This window comes from Allorhizobium pseudoryzae, assembly GCF_011046245.1.
Taxonomy (GTDB): domain Bacteria; phylum Pseudomonadota; class Alphaproteobacteria; order Rhizobiales; family Rhizobiaceae; genus Neorhizobium; species Neorhizobium pseudoryzae.
The window spans coordinates 514140-531054 of record NZ_CP049241.1 but is presented as its reverse complement, the minus strand read 5'-3'; the positions used below and the strand labels follow the sequence as shown (position 1 = coordinate 531054).

Below are 16915 nucleotides of genomic sequence, written 5' to 3'. Positions count from 1 at the left end.
TGATGTAATGCGAATTTACACTATATCATTATTGCTCCGCGTGCCTTCTTCTTTCGTTACGAATCGCTGCAGTTGGCTACGTAGGTGACGTCACGATAGACTACTTGGAAGTGTCGGCAGGAGGTCAGCCGTGAACTTGAAAAGTTTGAACGTCGCCGGATACCGCGGAATTGGCAGCCTGGCGTTAGAATTTCATCCTGAGATCACGGTTCTCTTGGGCAAGAACGGTGCCGGAAAATCTACGATACTCGACGCAGTGGCCTCTATCTTGGCGTATGTTCAAGCCGCGTGGCCCGACGAAGGCACTTCTCCGATATTCCAACATCTTGCTATTCCATCGCATGCGCGGAAGATTGGTGTCGATGACGCGCACATTGAGCTTGTCTTGGGCCTGGAGAGTCGGAGGGTTCTGCCAGGCTTGTCCTCGGACGTGATTTTGCGTTCAACGTACAGTGACAGTGTTCGCGGCAAAGTGAACGATTCCGCTCAGGATTTTTGGAACTTGGTCCAGAGGGGTGCTTTGAACCATGAACCCCGCCCGTTAATGGTTTACTATCGCCAAGACCGAGGATTTGAGCGGACTTCGGCCAATGCTGCAAGCTTTACGAAGCAGCAGGCGCTGCAGAGTTCGCTTCTTGGAAATCTTGAGGCGATAACACAGTTGCAGTCATGGTGGGACAAACGCGATGCTGAAGAGGCGCGTCGTGTCAGAGATTTTGACCGCAATTATCGAGACCCCCAGCTTGAAGCAATTCGTACCATTATCAAAGAGATAGACGGGTTCAAGGGGATCTCATTTCGCTCTACCGATAGCCCGGAGGGTCTCTATTTTAGTAAAGAAAATGACATTTTTGTTCATGTGAGTATGCTTTCATCTGGTGAGCGCTCATTTATAATTCTTCTTGCCGACCTCGCTCGACGCTTGCAGATGTCACATCCAGACAAACCTTTATCTGAAGCCAAAGGTATAGTTCTGATTGATGAAATAGAATTGAATTTGCATCCTCAATGGCAAAGTAAAATAATTTCTACGATTAGAAAAGTATTTCCTGCTTGCCAGTTTGTTGTTACGACCCACTCCCCTCAAGTTTTGTCGTCAGTCGAGAGTGAAAACGTTGTTTCGCTTAGTGCTGATCAAGATGGAAAAATTCATTTATCAAGACCGCTGCGTACAAAAGGACAGACAAGCAATTATCTTTTGGAAGGGGTGTTCGGATCCAGCGAGCGGTTTCCCGAGATCGACAAAATGATCTCCGGTTTCAATGACGCGATTGACGCGAATGATCTGGATAAGGCGACGCAGCTTTACAAACGAATTGAAGAAGCAATTGAGGGTGATCCACCGGAATTGCGCGTTTTTAAGAGAAGACTTAGCAGGTTGGACGGGGTGCAATGAAGGGAAGCCGTAAGACCGAAGTGCCGAGCGAATTCATGAACTGGCTGGGTCTGTCTGATGGAACAGAGAACTGGAAGCCAACTTATGAAGGAATGCCGGGTGCGTTGAAGGACGTGATTCGCGCTGCAATGTTCAAGGAACAGAGAGGTCTTTGCGTTTACTGTGGTCGCAAACTGAACTTGAGCAGGCCTGGTCGGAGCTATCATATCGAGCATTTTAGACCGCAGCATGTTTATACCAAACAAGATGTGGATTACTCAAACCTGTTTCTAAGTTGTGGGCAAGAGGACGAGAAAGGGCTCCCCGCTCCGACATGTGGAACGGTTAAGGCCGGTTGGTTTGATGAAGATAAGCATATTTACCCTGAGTATCCGAACTGCACGTCTCGTTTCCGCTTTCTGCTCAACGGAAATATCGTTGCTGCCCGAAAATCGGACATCGCTGCAGAAGAGATGATAGCTCGATTGGGCCTGGACCATCCAGAGCTAAAGAAGGATAGAGAAGATATCCTATTTGACATCGACGCAGGAAGCGTGACCACAGATGAATATTGGGACGGTGCAACAAAAACTGCAGAAAGCTACGCGCATATGGTCTTTCAGTACGCAGGAAGAGAAATGCCCTAGACATTCTCTTGTTAATAATTATTGAATTAATGCCCAGAATTATTATGGATTTATAACGAAATTTGCATTACGATGCCCCGTTTGTTTCAAAAGACATCCACTCTCTGCGCAGTACGATGGCAGGAAACTAATGGAAGCGGATCTTTAGTCGGCCTTAGGCGACCGCTGCAATGTTGAAGATCAGGCGCGGTTGAGCGCCTCGACCACCAGCGCCTTCAGCTTCACCTCCGGCACTTCGGCAAAGGCCAGGTCCTCGCGGCCGAAATAGGCCTTGCGGTTGATGGCCGACCAGTCGTTGCAGGCAATGATATAGCTCTGCTTGCCTGGAACAAGCGCCGGTGCCGCGTAGAGGAAGTCGCCGGTGCGCGCCGCAAGCGGCACGTCGCCGTCCTGGTTGCAGCGGGCAAGGATCGCGGCAAGCGTTGCCGCATCCACCTCGGCCTTCATGATCTTGCCCTCGAAACGCAGCGCCGCATTGTAGTCGAAGCGGCTCACTTCCCCCTTGGGCAGGCCGGTGCCGAAGGAAGTGTGGCCGATGAAACCGATATCGGCACCTGCCTTGGCGGCAATGGCGGCGGCGGCAAATCGGGCCGTTTCACCCAGCGTCAGCGGTGCCTTGGTGTGGGCGACCACGCTGCGGTCTTCCGCCGTCAGATGTTTTTCCAGCACGGCGGCGATGGCGCTTTTGAGGTCTGCTGCGGCGGGGCCGCCGCGTTCGATCGCGACCCGCTCCAGGCTGGCCGCTGCACCCGGCGCTGCAATGGTGGCCACCGTCATCAGCGAGGCCCAGGAGCCCGTATGAACATAGCGGGTCTTGCCCTGTTCATGTACCAGCGTCAGGTGGTCGTGCCCGCCGATCATCAGCGTGCCATCCGGCAGCATCGGCAGGATGTCGCGGTCGGCGACGACACCGGCATGGCTCAGCACGATGTTGACGTTCTCGCCCTTCAGTATCGACGGCAGGTTGGCCTTCGCCCATTCCACCGGCTGCGGCACGGCGATCATCTCGCGCGTCGCCTTGGGATAGGTATTGATTGCATGGGTGCCGAGGGCGGCGATGCTGAGCGTCAGGCCGCCAGCGGAGAGTGTGGCGGAGGCGTCCGTATAGGGCTTGTCCGACCGCTTGTCTGTGATGTTGCTGAGGACGGTCACGCCGAGCGAGCGGGCCTTCTCGACGAAATGGGCGAGATCATTGTCGAAATCCGGCTCGTGGTTGCCGATGTTGAAGACGGTCGGCGCAAGTTTTGCCAGAGCGCCGAGGAAGGCCCAGTCGGCCTCGCCAGCCGAACGGGCGGCAGCCACATTGCCGACTTCGAACAGGTCGCCGTTGAAGAGGATCACCTGCGGCCGGCTGGCAGCCGCCACGCGCGCCTGCACCGCCTGCAGCAGTTCGGCCATCCGCTCATAGGCCGAATGCAGGTCCGACAGGATGATGAGATCGACGCCCGTCTCCGCGGCTCGGGCACCGGTGCCGATCAGCGGCAGCAGTGCGGTGGTGGACATCAGGCCAAGAACGGCGCGGCGATTCAGCAACATCTGGGCAATTCCCCTCTGTGAAAACGGCCTTGGCCTAGCAATGCTGTGCTACACGGCTGTGACGTGTTGCCTGCCGGGGCGGCGGTCGCCGCCCCATCGATTGCACCGCGTGCTTTCGCTTATCCGAAAAACACGCTCGCGCCGGAATCGGCTGGGCCGACATTGCGGCGGAAGGGGGCGAAAAGTTCGCGGCCCATGCCGAATTCGTTGTCGTCCAGATTGGCTTCGGCCAAGGGGCGCGAGGCAAACTCAGCCGCGTCCACCAGCACCTCCAGCGTGCCGTTGACGGCGTCGAGGCGGATCATGTCGCCGTCCTTGATCTTGGCGATCGGGCCGCCGTCCGAGGCTTCCGGTGTGACGTGGATCGCCGCCGGCACCTTGCCGGAGGCACCCGACATGCGGCCGTCGGTGACGAGTGCCACCTTGAAGCCGCGGTCCTGCAGCACGCCAAGCGGCGGGGTGAGGCGATGCAGTTCCGGCATGCCGTTCGCCTTCGGGCCCTGGAAGCGCACCACGGCGACGAAATCCTTGTTGAGTTCGCCCTTCTTGAAGGCGTCCTGCAGTTCCTGCTGGTCGTGGAAGACGATCGCCGGTGCCTCAATGACATGGCGTTCCGGCTTCACGGCCGAGATCTTGATGACGCCCTTGCCGAAATTGCCGGTCAGCATCTTCAGGCCGCCATTCGACTGGAAGGGGTTTTCGATGCGCGTCAGCACCTTCGCATCGCCGCTCTCTTCTGGGCTCTGTTCACGCATCACCATGCCATTGTCATCGAGCCGCGCCTCGACGGTATAAGCGGCAAGGCCCTGGCCGAAGACGGTGCGCACGTCGTCATGCAGCAGGCCGGTCTTCAACAGCTGCTTGATGAGGAAGCCCATGCCGCCAGCGGCGTGGAAATGGTTCACGTCGGCAAGACCGTTCGGATAGACGCGGGCGAGCAGCGGCACGACATCCGACAGCTCGGAAATATCCTGCCAGGTCAGATGGATGCCGGCCGCGCGCGCCATGGCGACGAGATGCAGCGTGTGGTTCGTCGAGCCACCGGTGGCATGCAGGCCGACGACGCCGTTGACGATGGAGCGTTCATCGATCATCTCGCCGGCCGGGGTGAACTCGTTGCCGAGCGCGGTGATGGCGAGCGCCCGCTTGGCGGCTTCCCTGGTCAGCGCCTCGCGCAGCGGCGTGCCGGGATTGACGAAGGAGGCGCCCGGCATGTGGAAGCCCATGATCTCCATCAGCATCTGGTTGGAATTGGCCGTGCCGTAGAAGGTGCAGGTGCCGGGGCCGTGATAGGATTTGGATTCGGCTTCCAGCAGTTCGGCGCGGCCGACCTTGCCTTCCGCATAGAGCTGGCGGATGCGTGACTTCTCGTCATTCGGCAGGCCGGAGGTCATCGGGCCCGCCGGAATGAAGACGGCCGGCAGGTGGCCGAAAGTCAGCGCCGCGATCACCAGGCCCGGAACGATCTTGTCGCAGATGCCGAGATAGACGGCGGCATCGAACATGTTGTGGGACAGGCCGATGCCGGCCGCCATGGCAATCGCATCGCGCGAGAAGAGCGACAATTCCATGCCCGGCTGGCCCTGGGTCACGCCATCGCACATGGCGGGCACCCCGCCCGCCACCTGGGCGACGCCGCCTGCCTCGCGCGCCGCATCACGAATGATCTGCGGGAAGGTTTCGTACGGCTGGTGCGCCGAAAGCATGTCGTTATAGGCGGTGATGATGCCGAGATTGGGCACCACGTCTCCGGCGAGCGCGGCCTTCTCGGCGGGGGAACAGACGGCAAAGCCATGCGCCAGGTTGCCGCAGGACAGCGTCGAGCGATGCACGCCCTTGGCAACCGCGCGCTGCACGCGGTCCAGATAGGCCTCGCGATGCGGTTTCGATCGTTCCACGATGCGCCGGGTGATTGCGTCTATGCTCGAATGGGCAGCCATCTCATCCTCCATGGGCAAGGTCCGCGGCGGTTGGGAGGCCGCCGCGCCTGGTCATCTGTTTCCTCGGTTGCCGCCTGTTGCGGCCTGCGTCACGGGCGCCGTCTTTGTGGGATCAAGGCGCCCAGTAGATCTCGACCGGCGAGGGCGCTCGGTTCAGCACGGCGCGGATGGGCATCTCCATCTCGTCGGTGCCGGCCTTGGCCTGGTCGAGAACGTTTCTCTTCGCTTCGCCTTCGATATGCAGCACCAGAAAGCGCGCATCGGCCAGGCTCGGAAAGGTGAAGGTCAGGCGTTCCTCGCCGGCGCCGTCCGCCATCATCGTCATCACGCCGCGCGGCGCATCCTCGGCGATCGCGCGGGCCAGATGATTGCCGCCTGGGAAGAACGAGGCGGTGTGCCCGTCCGTTCCCACGCCGAGGATCGCCACATCGAAGGGATTGCCGATGTCTTCGGTCTTTTCCGTCGCAATCGCCGCCGCCTGAAGCGCAGAGGCCACATCCTGGAAGAGCGGCTGGAAGATCGCGCTGGCCGCCTTGTTCTGCAAAAGATGCGTCGCGACCAGCAGATGGTTGGAGCGCGGATTGTCGGCGGGCACGAAACGCTCGTCCACCAGCGTGATCGTCACCTTGTCCCAGGCGAGGTCCTGCGTCGACAGCACCTCGAAGAAGCGTTTTGGCGTCGAGCCGCCCGAGACGGCGATCGAGGCGGACCCGCGTTCGGCAATCGCCTGCTTGAGGTGGGCGGCAACATCGCTGGAAAGCTGCGCCGCAAGCGATTCCGCACTGCCGAAGTTATGGAAGGTGAATGCCATGCCCGTCAGCCCTCATGCCAGGTGCGGCCGTCGCGCTCGATCAGCGCGATGGCCTGGCTCGGTCCCCAGGTGCCGGCGGTATAACCCTGCGCCAGCTGCCCGGTCAGTTCCCAGCCCTTCAGAATCGGGTCGACCCACTTCCATGCCGCTTCCACTTCGTCGCGGCGCATGAACAGGGTCTGGTTGGAGCGGATCACGTCCATCAGCAGGCGCTCATAGGCATCCGGATTGCGCACGTTGAAGGCGGCGGCAAAGCTCATGTCGAGCGAGACATTGCGCAGGCGCATGCCGCCCGGACCGGGGTCCTTGATCATCAGAGACTGCTTCACGCCTTCATCCGGCTGCAGGCGGATGATCAGCTGGTTGGCGGAAATACGGCCGGCCGCCGGCTCGAATATATTGTGCGGGATCGGCTTGAAGGTGATGACGATCTCCGACATGCGACCGGTCAGCCGCTTGCCGGTGCGGATGTAGAAGGGAACGCCGGCCCAGCGCCAGTTGTTGATCTCGGCCTTGATCGCCACGAAGGTTTCGGTGTTCGACACGCCGCCTTCCAGCTCTTCGAGATAGCCCTTGACCGGGCCACCCGCCGAAGCACCGGCGCGGTACTGGCCACGCACCGTCATTTGCTCGACATTGGCGTCGGTGATCGGCCGCAAGGCCCGCAGCACCTTCAGCTTTTCATCGCGCACCGCTTCGGAATCCATCGACGACGGCACTTCCATGGCGACAAGGCAAAGCAACTGCAGGATATGGTTCTGCACCATGTCGCGCAGGGCGCCGGCCGTGTCGTAGTATCCGGCGCGCCCTTCGAGGCCGACGGATTCAGCGACCGTGATCTGCACATGGTCGATATACTGCGCATTCCACAGCGGCTCATAGAGCGCATTGGCAAACCGCAGCGCCATCAGGTTCTGCACCGTCTCCTTGCCGAGATAGTGGTCGATACGGAAGATTTGTTCTTCCTTGAACACCTTACCGATCGTGTCGTTGAGATCGAGCGCGGAGGAGAGGTCGCGGCCGATCGGCTTTTCCACCACGATGCGGGTGGATTTGGTGATCAGCTTGTGGTCGCGGATCTTTTCCGAGATCGCGCCGAAGATGGCGGGCGAGACGGCAAGATAGAAGGCGCGCACGCGTTCCTTGCCTTCGTCCAGCAGCTTCTTCAGCGTATCCCAGCCGCCGTCGGATTTGGCATCCACCGAGACGTAGAACAGGCGGGCGAGGAACTTGGCCACCTCCTCCTCGGAATATTCGCCGTCCTTCAGATGCTTCTTCAGCGCCTCGTCGGCAAATTTGCGGAAATCCTCATGGCTCAGCGCACTGCGCGAGGCGCCGATGATGCGGGTCGGCTCGGTGAACTGCCCCTCGATCTGCCGGTGGTAAAGCGCCGGAAGAAGCTTGCGTTCCGCAAGGTCGCCGGTGCCGCCGAAGACGACGTAATCGAAGGGTTCCACGGGGATGATCTGGCTGCTCATGCCTTGCTCTTTCGAAGTTCCGAGGTTGAGGTCTACATAATCTAATCGATTTAAAAAAGCCAGCCCCGACGATGGGCCGATCTTTCAAATCCGTGTCAGAAGCGGTCGCGCAGCGCATACCATGTCAGCGCAAGGAACAGCAGCGGGCTTCTGAAACGGGCACCGCCCGGAAAAGGCGGTATCTTCATCTCCTTGAAGAGATCGAGTTCGCTGGCATTGCCGGCGATGAGATCCGCATACATCTTGCCGGAATAGTTGGACAGCATCACGCCATGGCCGGAATAACCGGCAATCGAGGTGACGCCCGGCATCACCTCGCGCACGAAGGGCTTGCGCGGCAGGGTGATACCCACCGAACCGCCCCAGGCATGGGTGATTTCGATGTTCTTCAGCGCCGGATAGATTTCGGCGATCTGCCGGCGGATGTGTTTCGACATGTCGCGCGGACTGTCGGCGGTATAGGCCTCGCGGCCCCCGAACAGCAGCCGCCCGTCGCGGCTCTTGCGGAAATAGCGCACGACGAAGCGCGAATCCGCCACCGCCTCCGAGCCGGGCAGGATCTCCGGAAACCGGTCCAGCGGCACGGTGGCGCCGATGAAGGAGCGGATCGGCATCACGTGCGACGCCGTCTCCTGTTCGAGAGTGCCGATATAGGCATTGGTGGCCAGCAGCACACGATCGGCGGTGATGGTGCCGCGCGGCGTCTCGATCAGCGTCTTTCCACCCGCCTGCGTCAGGCCCTTGGCCGGCGTCATCTCGCAGATCCGCGCACCCGCCTGCGCTGCCACCCGCGCGAGCCCGATCAACAGCTTCAGCGGGTGGATATGCCCGGTGCCGGCATCGCGCACGCCGCAATGGTAGCGCGTGGAACCCAGCCGCTCGGACGTTTCGGCGCGGTCCATGAAGGAGACATGCGGATAGTCGTAGCGGCTGGCCAGAAGATCGGCGATCCGGCGGTAGTCGTCCGCATGGCCGGGCTTGTGCGCCACGTTCATCTGGCCCGGCAGGTAGTCCATGTCGATGCCGTGGGTGTCGCAGAAGTCGAGAAGGTAGCGCTTGGCATTTTCCGCCATGTCGAACAGCGCGCGTGACCGCTCATAGCCCAGTTCCGGCTCCAGTTCGTCCGGCCAGGCGCGCTGCCCTGAGCCAAGCTGCCCACCATTGCGGCCAGACGCTCCGTCGCCGAAACGGCTTGCCTCGATCAGCACGGTCGATACCCCGCGCTGTGCCAGATTATAGGCCGCCTGCAGTCCGGTGAAGCCGCCGCCGATGATGGCGACATCCACCGTGATCGAGCCATCGAGTGGTTCATAGGTCGGGCGTTCCGGAACGCTGTCCTGATACCAGGAGAGGCCGGGCGCGATGGGGCTCTGCCAGGTCATGGAGGCCACCTTACACGTTGAGGAGCAGGAATTCACGCTCCCAGGGACTGATCACCTGCATGAAGGTCTCGAACTCGCCGCGTTTGACGCCGGCATAAAGCCCGATGAACTCCTTGCCGAAGACCTCTTCGAATGCCGGTTCGTCCTCGAGAAGGGCGACTGCCTCCAGAAGTCCGCGGGGAAGATCGATCGAGCCTTCATTCGCCGTATCATAGGTCGGCTCGGTCGGTTCGATTTCCTTCATGATGCCGAGCCAGCCGCAGGCGAGCGAGGCGGCGAGTGCGAGATAAGGGTTCGCATCCGAACTCGGCAGGCGGTTTTCGACACGTCTGGCTGCCGCGTCGGAAATCGGCACGCGGAACGCCGTGGTGCGGTTGTCGTAACCCCAGGCATTGTTGACCGGGCAGGCCATGTCCGGCGTCAGGCGACGGTAGGAATTGACGTACGGCGCCAGCATGACCAGCGAACTCGGCACGTATTTCTGCATGCCGCCGATGAAGTGGAAGAAGGCGCGCGAGGGTGAACCGTCCGGATTGGAAAAGATGTTCTTGCCGGTCTTGGCATCCACCACCGACTGGTGGATGTGCATGGCGGACCCCGGCTGGCCCTGCATGGGCTTTGCCATGAAGGTGGCATAGATGCCGTGCTTCAGCGCCGCCTCGCGGATCGTGCGCTTGAACAGGAAGACCTGATCGGCCAGCTGGATCGGATTGCCGTGCCGCAGGTTGATTTCAAGCTGCGCCGGGCCTTCCTCGTGGATCAGCGTATCGATCTCCAGGCCCTGCTTTTCGGAGAAATGGTAGATGTCGTCGATCAACTCGTCGAACTCGTTGATGCCGGCGATGGAATAGCCCTGGCCGCCGACGATCGACCGGCCGGAACGTCCTTTCGGCGGATGTAAGGGGTAATCCGGGTCTTCGTTGATCGCGACGAGATAGAACTCGATTTCCGGCGCAACAACCGGCTTCCAGCCTTGTTCGTCGTAAAGCCGCATGACGTTCTTCAGCACGTTGCGCGGCGTATAGGGCACCTCTTCGCCGGTCGTGCCCACCACGTCGCAGATCACCTGCGCCGTCGGGTCGCTCTCCCACGGCACGACGGAAAGGGTGGAGAGGTCGGGCACTAGCTTCAGGTCGCTGTCGCGCGGTTCGTAACGGAAGTTCGCCGTCTCGTCCGGATAGTCGCCGGAAATCGTGTGGCGGTAGAGCGCAGACGGCAGGGCCAGCGACGTGTTGGAGGTGAATTTCGAGGTCGGCATCATCTTGCCGCGCGGAACACCGGCCAGATCCGGCGTGATGCATTCGACATCCTCAATGCCGCGGGCCTTGAGCCAGGAGGCCGCCTCTCGCCAGTTTGCCACGCCGCGAAGCGATGTCAGGGATGGCTGTGCCGCTGCGGGCTTGGGCGCGTTTGCAGAGGCACGGGCGGTCGACTTTTTCTTGGGCGGCATGAGGCACCGGCTGTTGTTGACGTTATCCGCATCATAGTCGGAACAGGACAATTGGCCAGCCGGGCGCATTGACTTTGTCGCCCCGATCGCAAACAGGAAGGGCATAAATGGACGGGATGGATCGATCGTGACGCGCAGGTTTGACGTGGTGGTGCTGGGTGCTGGAGCTGCCGGCATGATGTGTGCGATCCGTGCCGGCCAGCGCGGGCGCAGCGTGCTGGTGCTCGACCATGCCAAGGCGCCGGGCGAAAAGATCCGCATTTCCGGGGGCGGGCGGTGCAACTTCACCAACATCCACGCCGGTCCTGCCAATTACATTTCCGGCAATCGGCATTTCGCCAAGTCCGCGCTTGCCCGTTACACGCCGCGGGATTTTCTGAGCCTCGTCGAAAAGCACCGTATCCCCTGGCACGAAAAGACGCTTGGCCAGCTGTTCTGCGATGACAGCGCCAAGGATATCATCCGCATGCTGATGTCGGAAATGCAGGCGGCGGGCGTCAGCCTCTGGCTGCAGCAGCCGATCGGCGCCGTGGAAAAGACGGAAGGCGGCTTTCGCATCCACCTCGACAACGGCCCGGTGGACGCAGACAGCCTCGTCGTTGCCACGGGCGGAAAATCGATCCCGAAGATGGGCGCCACCGGTCTTGCCTATCGCATCGCCGAGCAGTTCGGCCTCAAGGTGACGGAGACTCGGCCGGGGCTGGTGCCCTTGACGCTGGAACCGGCGATGCTGGAAAAGCTCAGCCCTCTGTCCGGCATTTCGGTCGAAGCGGAAGTCCGGCACGGCAAGACGGCGTTCCGCGAGGCGTTGCTGTTTACCCATCGCGGCGTAAGCGGACCGGCCATCCTGCAGATCTCTTCCTACTGGCGGGAAGGCGATCCGATCACCTTGGCGATCGAGCCGGATGTCGATCTTCTGGCCCGGCTGAAGCAGGCGCGCCAGGAAAATGGCCGTCAGGCGGTCCAGACGGCTCTGAGCGCGATCCTGCCGCGACGACTGGCGCAGTTCTTTGCCGAGGAAAGGGGGCTGCCGGGACACATGGCCGACCAGAGCGACAGGATCCTTGCCTCTTTGTCCGCTGCGGTGCAGCAATGGGTCGTCAAGCCCGCTGGATCGGAAGGATACCGTACCGCCGAGGTTACCCTGGGCGGCGTCGATGTCGATGCCATCGATTCCCGCACCATGCAGGCAAAGGCGGTGCCCGGGCTCTATTTCATTGGCGAATGCCTGGATGTGACGGGCTGGCTCGGCGGCTATAATTTCCAGTGGGCCTGGGCCTGCGGCCATGTCTGCGGCGAGTCCGTCTGAGACGGCTCGCTCCCGTCTTGTTCCGGCACAATTGATCGGCGTTCTGCCGGCGATCTGATCTCTTTGCGCACAGATAAGAATATGCGCAATTGTTCAAATAAATTGCGTCTGCTCACATTTAACATTGATTCATTTGTGCATGGCACAACAGAGTATCCTCAATTTCGAGGGGCTAGTTTTAGTAGCTCGCCGATAAAGAATTTTCAGGAGATAGAGATGGTCATCGATCGTCTGTTGGCCCGATTTAGAATACAGACCAAGGTTATCGCGTTCATTGTCCCGTTCCTGGCCAGTATTTCGGCGGTCGGGTTTTCTGGCATGTATGCGTCCAGTCTTCTGCAGACCCGCATGGATATGTCCAACGCCGTCCTCCAGTCTCTGAGCGGCTTCAAGTCCGTCTATGCCGGGATGACCGACTTCCTGAAGAATACGAACGAGGCGACACGGTCTGCGCTGACGGTGCAGGTCAAGGCCCAGGGCGAGCTTCTGCAAAATGTGCGTGCCGGCGCAAACAGCGGTGAAGGAGAGGCGGAAATCGACGCCGCCATCACCGGCACCAAGGCAATTTCCGGCCAGATCGATCAGCTTTGGTCGCGTTATCAGGAAGAGGTCGCGACCCGAGAGGGGATCGACACCGCGATTGGCGCGATTGTGAAGCTCCAGGCGGAGATCATGGGGTATGCGACGGTCAGCCGTGACGATCTTGCGGCAGACGAGGGACGAGCCAAGAACCTTCTGCGGGATGCGGAAAAGCTGACCAAGGGATCCGCCATCATCACCAAGGTCGTTATGGATTTCAATTCCAAGACGGCACCGCAGGAGCGCATGGATGTGGTGGTCGGTCAGTTCGCTGCGCTGACCAGCGCGGTGAAGGATATTGCCACTGCTCTTCCCACGGATCAGCGCCTGCTGGGCGATCAGTTGAAGGATAACCTGGCGCAGCTGAAGCAGCAGATCGACGTCGGTGTGGTCAACGATGCCACCATCGGTTCCACGGAACGTGTCGTCAACCTGATGCGCCCCTCGTCCATCCGCCTGCAGGGCATTGCCACCACCAAGGCTCGCGAGGCGACCGAAGCCTTCGGCAAGCTCGACCAGCCGATTGCCGATGCGACGCAGTTCATGAACGCCTCCCGCATTCTGATGGATGCGGTCAAGGCCCTGGAACTGAAGACGGTCCGTTATACGGCAACGCCGACGGATAGCCTCCTCAACGATCTGCAGGGCGCCCTGATGTCAGTCGATATCGCGGCCGGCTCCATGCAGTCCGACAAAAGCGTACCGGTGGAGGCGCGCAAGCGTGCCAACGCCATTCTGCCATTCGTGACGACGGTGGATGACAATACGCTGGCTCTGCTCGACCTGTCGCGCAAGCGCCTCAGCGCGTTTAATGCCGCAGCTCAGGAAATCGACCGGATCTGGACGAACCTGACGACCTTTGCAGCCCATCAGCGGGATGCGGCCGGTGCCGAGCGCGAAAAGGCGAACCAGATCTCCGTCACCGCCATGGCCATCGGTTTCCTGGTGGCCGTCTTCGCCGGCATCGGTCTGATCATGACCTTCAAGGGTCCGATCCTGCAGATTGCCGCGACCATGCGGCGCCTGGCAGCTGGTGAACTCGATACCCGCATCGAGGGCGAGACACGCCGCGACGAACTCGGCGACATGGCACGCGCGCTCGGCATCTTCAAGGAAAACGCGGAAGCCAAGGTGCGGATCGAAGCGGCAAGCGAACAGGAGCGCGCCGCAGCCGAAGCCGAGCGCCTGAAGAACGAGCAGGAAAAGCAGGAGATCGACCGGCAGATCCAGTTTGCCGTCACCGCTCTTGCCGCCGGTCTCGAACGTCTGGCAGACGGCGACGTCTCCGTCACGATCGATACGCCCTTCGTCGGTCGCCTTGAGCAACTGCGGTCGGACTTCAACCGCTCGCTCAACCGCCTGCAGGATACCATCGGCCAGATCCAGGAGAATGTCGTCGCCATCCAGGGCAATGTCCGGCAGATGTCGGCCTCCACCGACGACCTCTCCCGCCGCACGGAAACACAGGCCGCTTCGCTCGAGCAGACCGCGGCGGCCGTCAACGAGGTGACCGCCAATGTCCGTTCCGCCGCCGAGCGGGCGCGCGAGGCAAATGCCATCGTCGCGGAGACCCGTCAGCAGACCGATGGCTCCATCTCGATCGTGCGCGATGCCGTTGCTGCCATGGACCGCATTGAGGCAGCCTCGCAGAAGATCGGCCAGATCACCGAAGTCATCGATGCGATCGCCTTCCAGACGAACCTTCTGGCCTTGAATGCTGGCGTGGAAGCAGCGCGCGCCGGAGATGCCGGTAAGGGCTTTGCGGTTGTCGCTCAGGAAGTGCGTGACCTGGCGCAGCGTTCGGCCGGTGCCGCCAAGGAGATCAAGCAGCTGATCAGCGCCTCCACAGAAGAGGTTGCCGGCGGTTCGCGTCTCGTGCAGCAGACCGGCAGCGCGCTCGCCACGATCGGCGAGCAGGTGCAGAGGATTTCGTCGCAGGTGGAAGGCATCGCCTCGTCCTCGCGTGACCAGGCTTCGGCCCTGCAGGAAGTTAACGGCGCCGTCAGCCAGATGGACCAGTTGACCCAGCAGAATGCCGCCATGGTCGAGGAAACCAGCGCATCCAGTCGCCAGCTTGCGGAAGAAGCAGACCAGCTGGTCGTGCTCCTGAACCAGTTCCGCATCGATCAACGGTCTGTCGCCCACGGCATCGCCGCCTGATCTTTCCTGTGTGGCACGAAAGCAAGGCCTCCCTGAACTGGCTTTAGGGAGGCCTTTACTATGTGAAGACGATCAGCGAGCACCGCACATCACGGCTGAAGCCGTTCAGCACTTTTTAACGGCCCGCGCGCACTCTGAAGAAACGCGCTGTTTCCAGTGACAGCCACTGGCTCTGGAACAGGCGCTCATCCCTGTTGTTCATGTTGGCAGGGACAACGTCAGTTGAGGAACGCCCATGCAGAAGCCTCGTGCCCGTGCCATCGCCATTGCTCAAGCCAAAGCCGACCGCAAGCAGCGCCTCCTGGTGCTGACGCTCTGCGCCACGGCCGCTCTCCTCGCCCTTCCGGGTCTGCTGCTCCTCTGAGGAGCGCTTTCCTTCCAGATTTTGGTGAGATCCGCGCTGTGGTGGATCGAGCAACCGAATGGGTCAGAAACAGCGCAGATCTCTTTGCCGGGTAGCGGGGACGCGCCACCCGGCAAATCGAGAGGTGATGACAGTGAAATCCGCTTTAGCGCGGGTTGGCGACGATCACCGGAATCATCAGGTCGCCCCAGTTGCCTTCGCCGCCATGGTGGCGGGCCGAGCGGACCAGCTCGACGGAAACGCCGGCATCGACGGCGCGCATGACGGCGTGGTTCAGCCGATGCAACTCATTGGCAAGGGTACGGATCGCGGACTGCTGCTCGGCGGTCATGGCGGTGGACTGTTCTTCGGCACGTTCCTTGACGCGGGTCTGGACGTTCATGGCATTTCTCCTCTTTTTGTTCAGGGGTTGTTGAATGTCGGGGATGCCGCTGCCCCTCATCCGGCTGCCGCCACCTTCTCCCCGCCAGCGGGGAGAAGGGTATTGTGGCACCGGCGGTGCCTCTGGCGTCCCCTCTCCCCGCGAGCGGGGAGAGGGTTAAGGTGAGGGGCAGACTTTTACTCAGCCGCAGGGCGGAACTGTTCGTGCTCGGTGGATTCCTTCATCGCGGTCGTCGATGACTGGCCGCCGGTGATGGCGAGCGACACGGCATCGAAGTAACCGGTGCCGACTTCGCGCTGGTGCTTGGTCGCCGTGTAGCCGTTGATCTCGGCGGCGAATTCGGCTTCCTGCAGCTCCGAGTAAGCGGCCATCTGGCGCTCCTTGTAGCCACGGGCCAGCTCGAACATGCCGTAGTTCAACTGGTGGAAGCCGGCGAGCGTGATGAACTGGAATTTGTAGCCCATCGCACCCAGTTCGCGCTGGAACTTGGCGATCGTCGCATCGTCCAGGTTCTTCTTCCAGTTGAACGAGGGCGAGCAGTTATAGGCGAGCTTCTTGCCCGGATGCACCTTGTGCACGGCCTCGGCGAACTTGCGGGCCTGTTCCAGATCCGGCTTGCCGGTTTCCATCCAGATCAGATCGCAATGCGGTGCATAGGCGATGGCGCGTGCGATGCACGGGTCGATGCCGTTCTTCACCTGGTAGAAGCCCTCCGCCGTCCGACCCTTGTCGTAATCGACGAAGGGCTGGTCCCGCTCGTCGATATCGGAGGTCAGGAGCTTGGCCGCTTCCGCATCGGTGCGGGCGACGAGCAGCGTCGGGACACCCATGACGTCGGCGGCAAGCCGGGCCGCGTTCAGGTTGCGGATATGCGCCGCCGTCGGGATAAGAACCTTGCCGCCCAGATGGCCGCACTTCTTTTCAGACGCCAGCTGGTCCTCGAAGTGAACGCCTGCAGCGCCGGCCTCGATGAAGGCCTTCATGATCTCGAAGGCATTCAACGGTCCGCCGAAACCGGCTTCCGCATCGGCAACGATCGGTGCGAACCAGGTATCGACCGAAAGGCCCTTGCCCTCCTGCGTCTCGATCTGGTCGGCGCGCTGCAGGGTGCGGTTGATGCGCTTGGCAAGCTCCGGCGCGGCATTGGCCGGATAGAGCGACTGGTCGGGATACATGGCCGACGCCGTGTTGGCGTCTGCTGCAACTTGCCAGCCGGAGAGGTAGATCGCCTTCAGCCCGGCACGAACCATCTGCATGGCCTGGTTGCCGGAGAGCGCGCCGAGCGCGTTGACGAAATCCTCTTCGTTGATCAGCGTCCAGAGGCGGTTCGCCCCCATCTCCGCCAGCGTATACTTGATCTCGACCGAGCCGCGCAGGCGCTGCACGTCGGCCGCCGTGTAGGGGCGCTCGATGCCGTCGAAACGACCTGCCGGTGCGTTGGGAACAAGTTTGTAAAAGTCTGTCATGATGCTCTCTCCCAGATGTGCCGGAGACTGTGGCAG

Annotated in this window: 13 protein-coding genes; 5 read left to right on the top strand and 8 right to left on the bottom strand. The window is 61.0% G+C overall.

The genetic code is table 11. The annotated features are described in order from the left end of the window. Positions 1-130: 130 nt before the first annotated feature. Together G6N78_RS02635 and G6N78_RS02630 are read left to right on the top strand one after the other, a co-directional pair. Complete coding sequence (locus G6N78_RS02635; RefSeq protein WP_165215472.1) at positions 131-1396, top strand: AAA family ATPase; 1266 nt, start codon at positions 131-133, stop codon at positions 1394-1396. After that, positions 1393-2022, top strand: a complete 630-nt coding sequence (locus G6N78_RS02630) for a retron system putative HNH endonuclease (protein ID WP_165215470.1) — start codon at positions 1393-1395, stop codon at positions 2020-2022. The genes G6N78_RS02635 and G6N78_RS02630 overlap by 4 nt, the downstream gene beginning before the upstream one ends. Before the next feature lie 180 nt (positions 2023-2202). On the opposite strand, the gene G6N78_RS02625 is transcribed toward G6N78_RS02630, so the two are convergent. The 6 genes from G6N78_RS02625 to G6N78_RS02600 form a co-directional block, all read right to left on the bottom strand. Continuing rightward, positions 2203-3558 (bottom strand): metallophosphoesterase, encoded by a 1356-nt coding sequence (locus tag G6N78_RS02625; protein ID WP_165215467.1) that lies wholly within the window; start codon positions 3556-3558, stop codon positions 2203-2205. A gap of 119 nt (positions 3559-3677) precedes the next feature. After that, positions 3678-5498 carry a phosphogluconate dehydratase gene (gene edd, locus G6N78_RS02620; RefSeq protein ID WP_165215465.1) on the bottom strand — a complete coding sequence of 607 codons (1821 nt, stop codon included), beginning with the start codon at positions 5496-5498 and terminating at the stop codon, positions 3678-3680. Between the two features lie 112 nt (positions 5499-5610). Then, positions 5611-6309, bottom strand: coding sequence for a 6-phosphogluconolactonase (pgl, locus tag G6N78_RS02615; protein ID WP_165215462.1), 699 nt, complete (start codon positions 6307-6309; stop codon positions 5611-5613). Positions 6310-6314: 5 nt separating this feature from the next. Then, positions 6315-7787, bottom strand: a complete 1473-nt coding sequence (zwf, locus tag G6N78_RS02610; protein ID WP_165215460.1) for a glucose-6-phosphate dehydrogenase — start codon at positions 7785-7787, stop codon at positions 6315-6317. A gap of 95 nt (positions 7788-7882) precedes the next feature. Further along, positions 7883-9169 carry an NAD(P)/FAD-dependent oxidoreductase gene (locus tag G6N78_RS02605; protein ID WP_165215457.1) on the bottom strand — a complete coding sequence of 429 codons (1287 nt, stop codon included), beginning with the start codon at positions 9167-9169 and terminating at the stop codon, positions 7883-7885. 10 nt (positions 9170-9179) lie between these two features. Then, complete coding sequence (locus tag G6N78_RS02600; RefSeq protein ID WP_165215455.1) at positions 9180-10619, bottom strand: glutamine synthetase family protein; 1440 nt, start codon at positions 10617-10619, stop codon at positions 9180-9182. Between the two features lie 175 nt (positions 10620-10794). Here G6N78_RS02600 and G6N78_RS02595 point away from each other — a divergent pair, with 175 nt between their 5' ends. The 3 genes from G6N78_RS02595 (at position 10795) to G6N78_RS25930 (ending at position 15031) form a co-directional block, all read left to right on the top strand. Continuing rightward, on the top strand, positions 10795-11928 hold the full coding sequence (locus G6N78_RS02595) for a BaiN/RdsA family NAD(P)/FAD-dependent oxidoreductase (RefSeq protein ID WP_370691502.1): 1134 nt from the start codon (positions 10795-10797) through the stop codon (positions 11926-11928). A gap of 348 nt (positions 11929-12276) precedes the next feature. Then, the gene (locus tag G6N78_RS02590) at positions 12277-14667 is read left to right on the top strand and encodes a methyl-accepting chemotaxis protein (RefSeq protein WP_234905865.1); all 2391 of its coding nucleotides are present in this window, start codon (positions 12277-12279) and stop codon (positions 14665-14667) included. A 235-nt stretch (positions 14668-14902) separates the two neighbouring features. Beyond that, a complete protein-coding gene (locus tag G6N78_RS25930; RefSeq protein ID WP_272955624.1) occupies positions 14903-15031 on the top strand; it encodes a hypothetical protein in 129 nt (42 codons plus the stop codon). 145 nt (positions 15032-15176) lie between these two features. On the opposite strand, the gene G6N78_RS02585 is transcribed toward G6N78_RS25930, so the two are convergent. Next, on the bottom strand, positions 15177-15413 hold the full coding sequence (locus G6N78_RS02585; protein ID WP_165215450.1) for an SMc00767 family acetate metabolism repressor: 237 nt from the start codon (positions 15411-15413) through the stop codon (positions 15177-15179). 176 nt (positions 15414-15589) lie between these two features. Beyond that, a complete protein-coding gene (aceA, locus tag G6N78_RS02580) occupies positions 15590-16879 on the bottom strand; it encodes an isocitrate lyase (RefSeq protein ID WP_165215447.1) in 1290 nt (429 codons plus the stop codon). Positions 16880-16915: the final 36 nt, after the last annotated feature.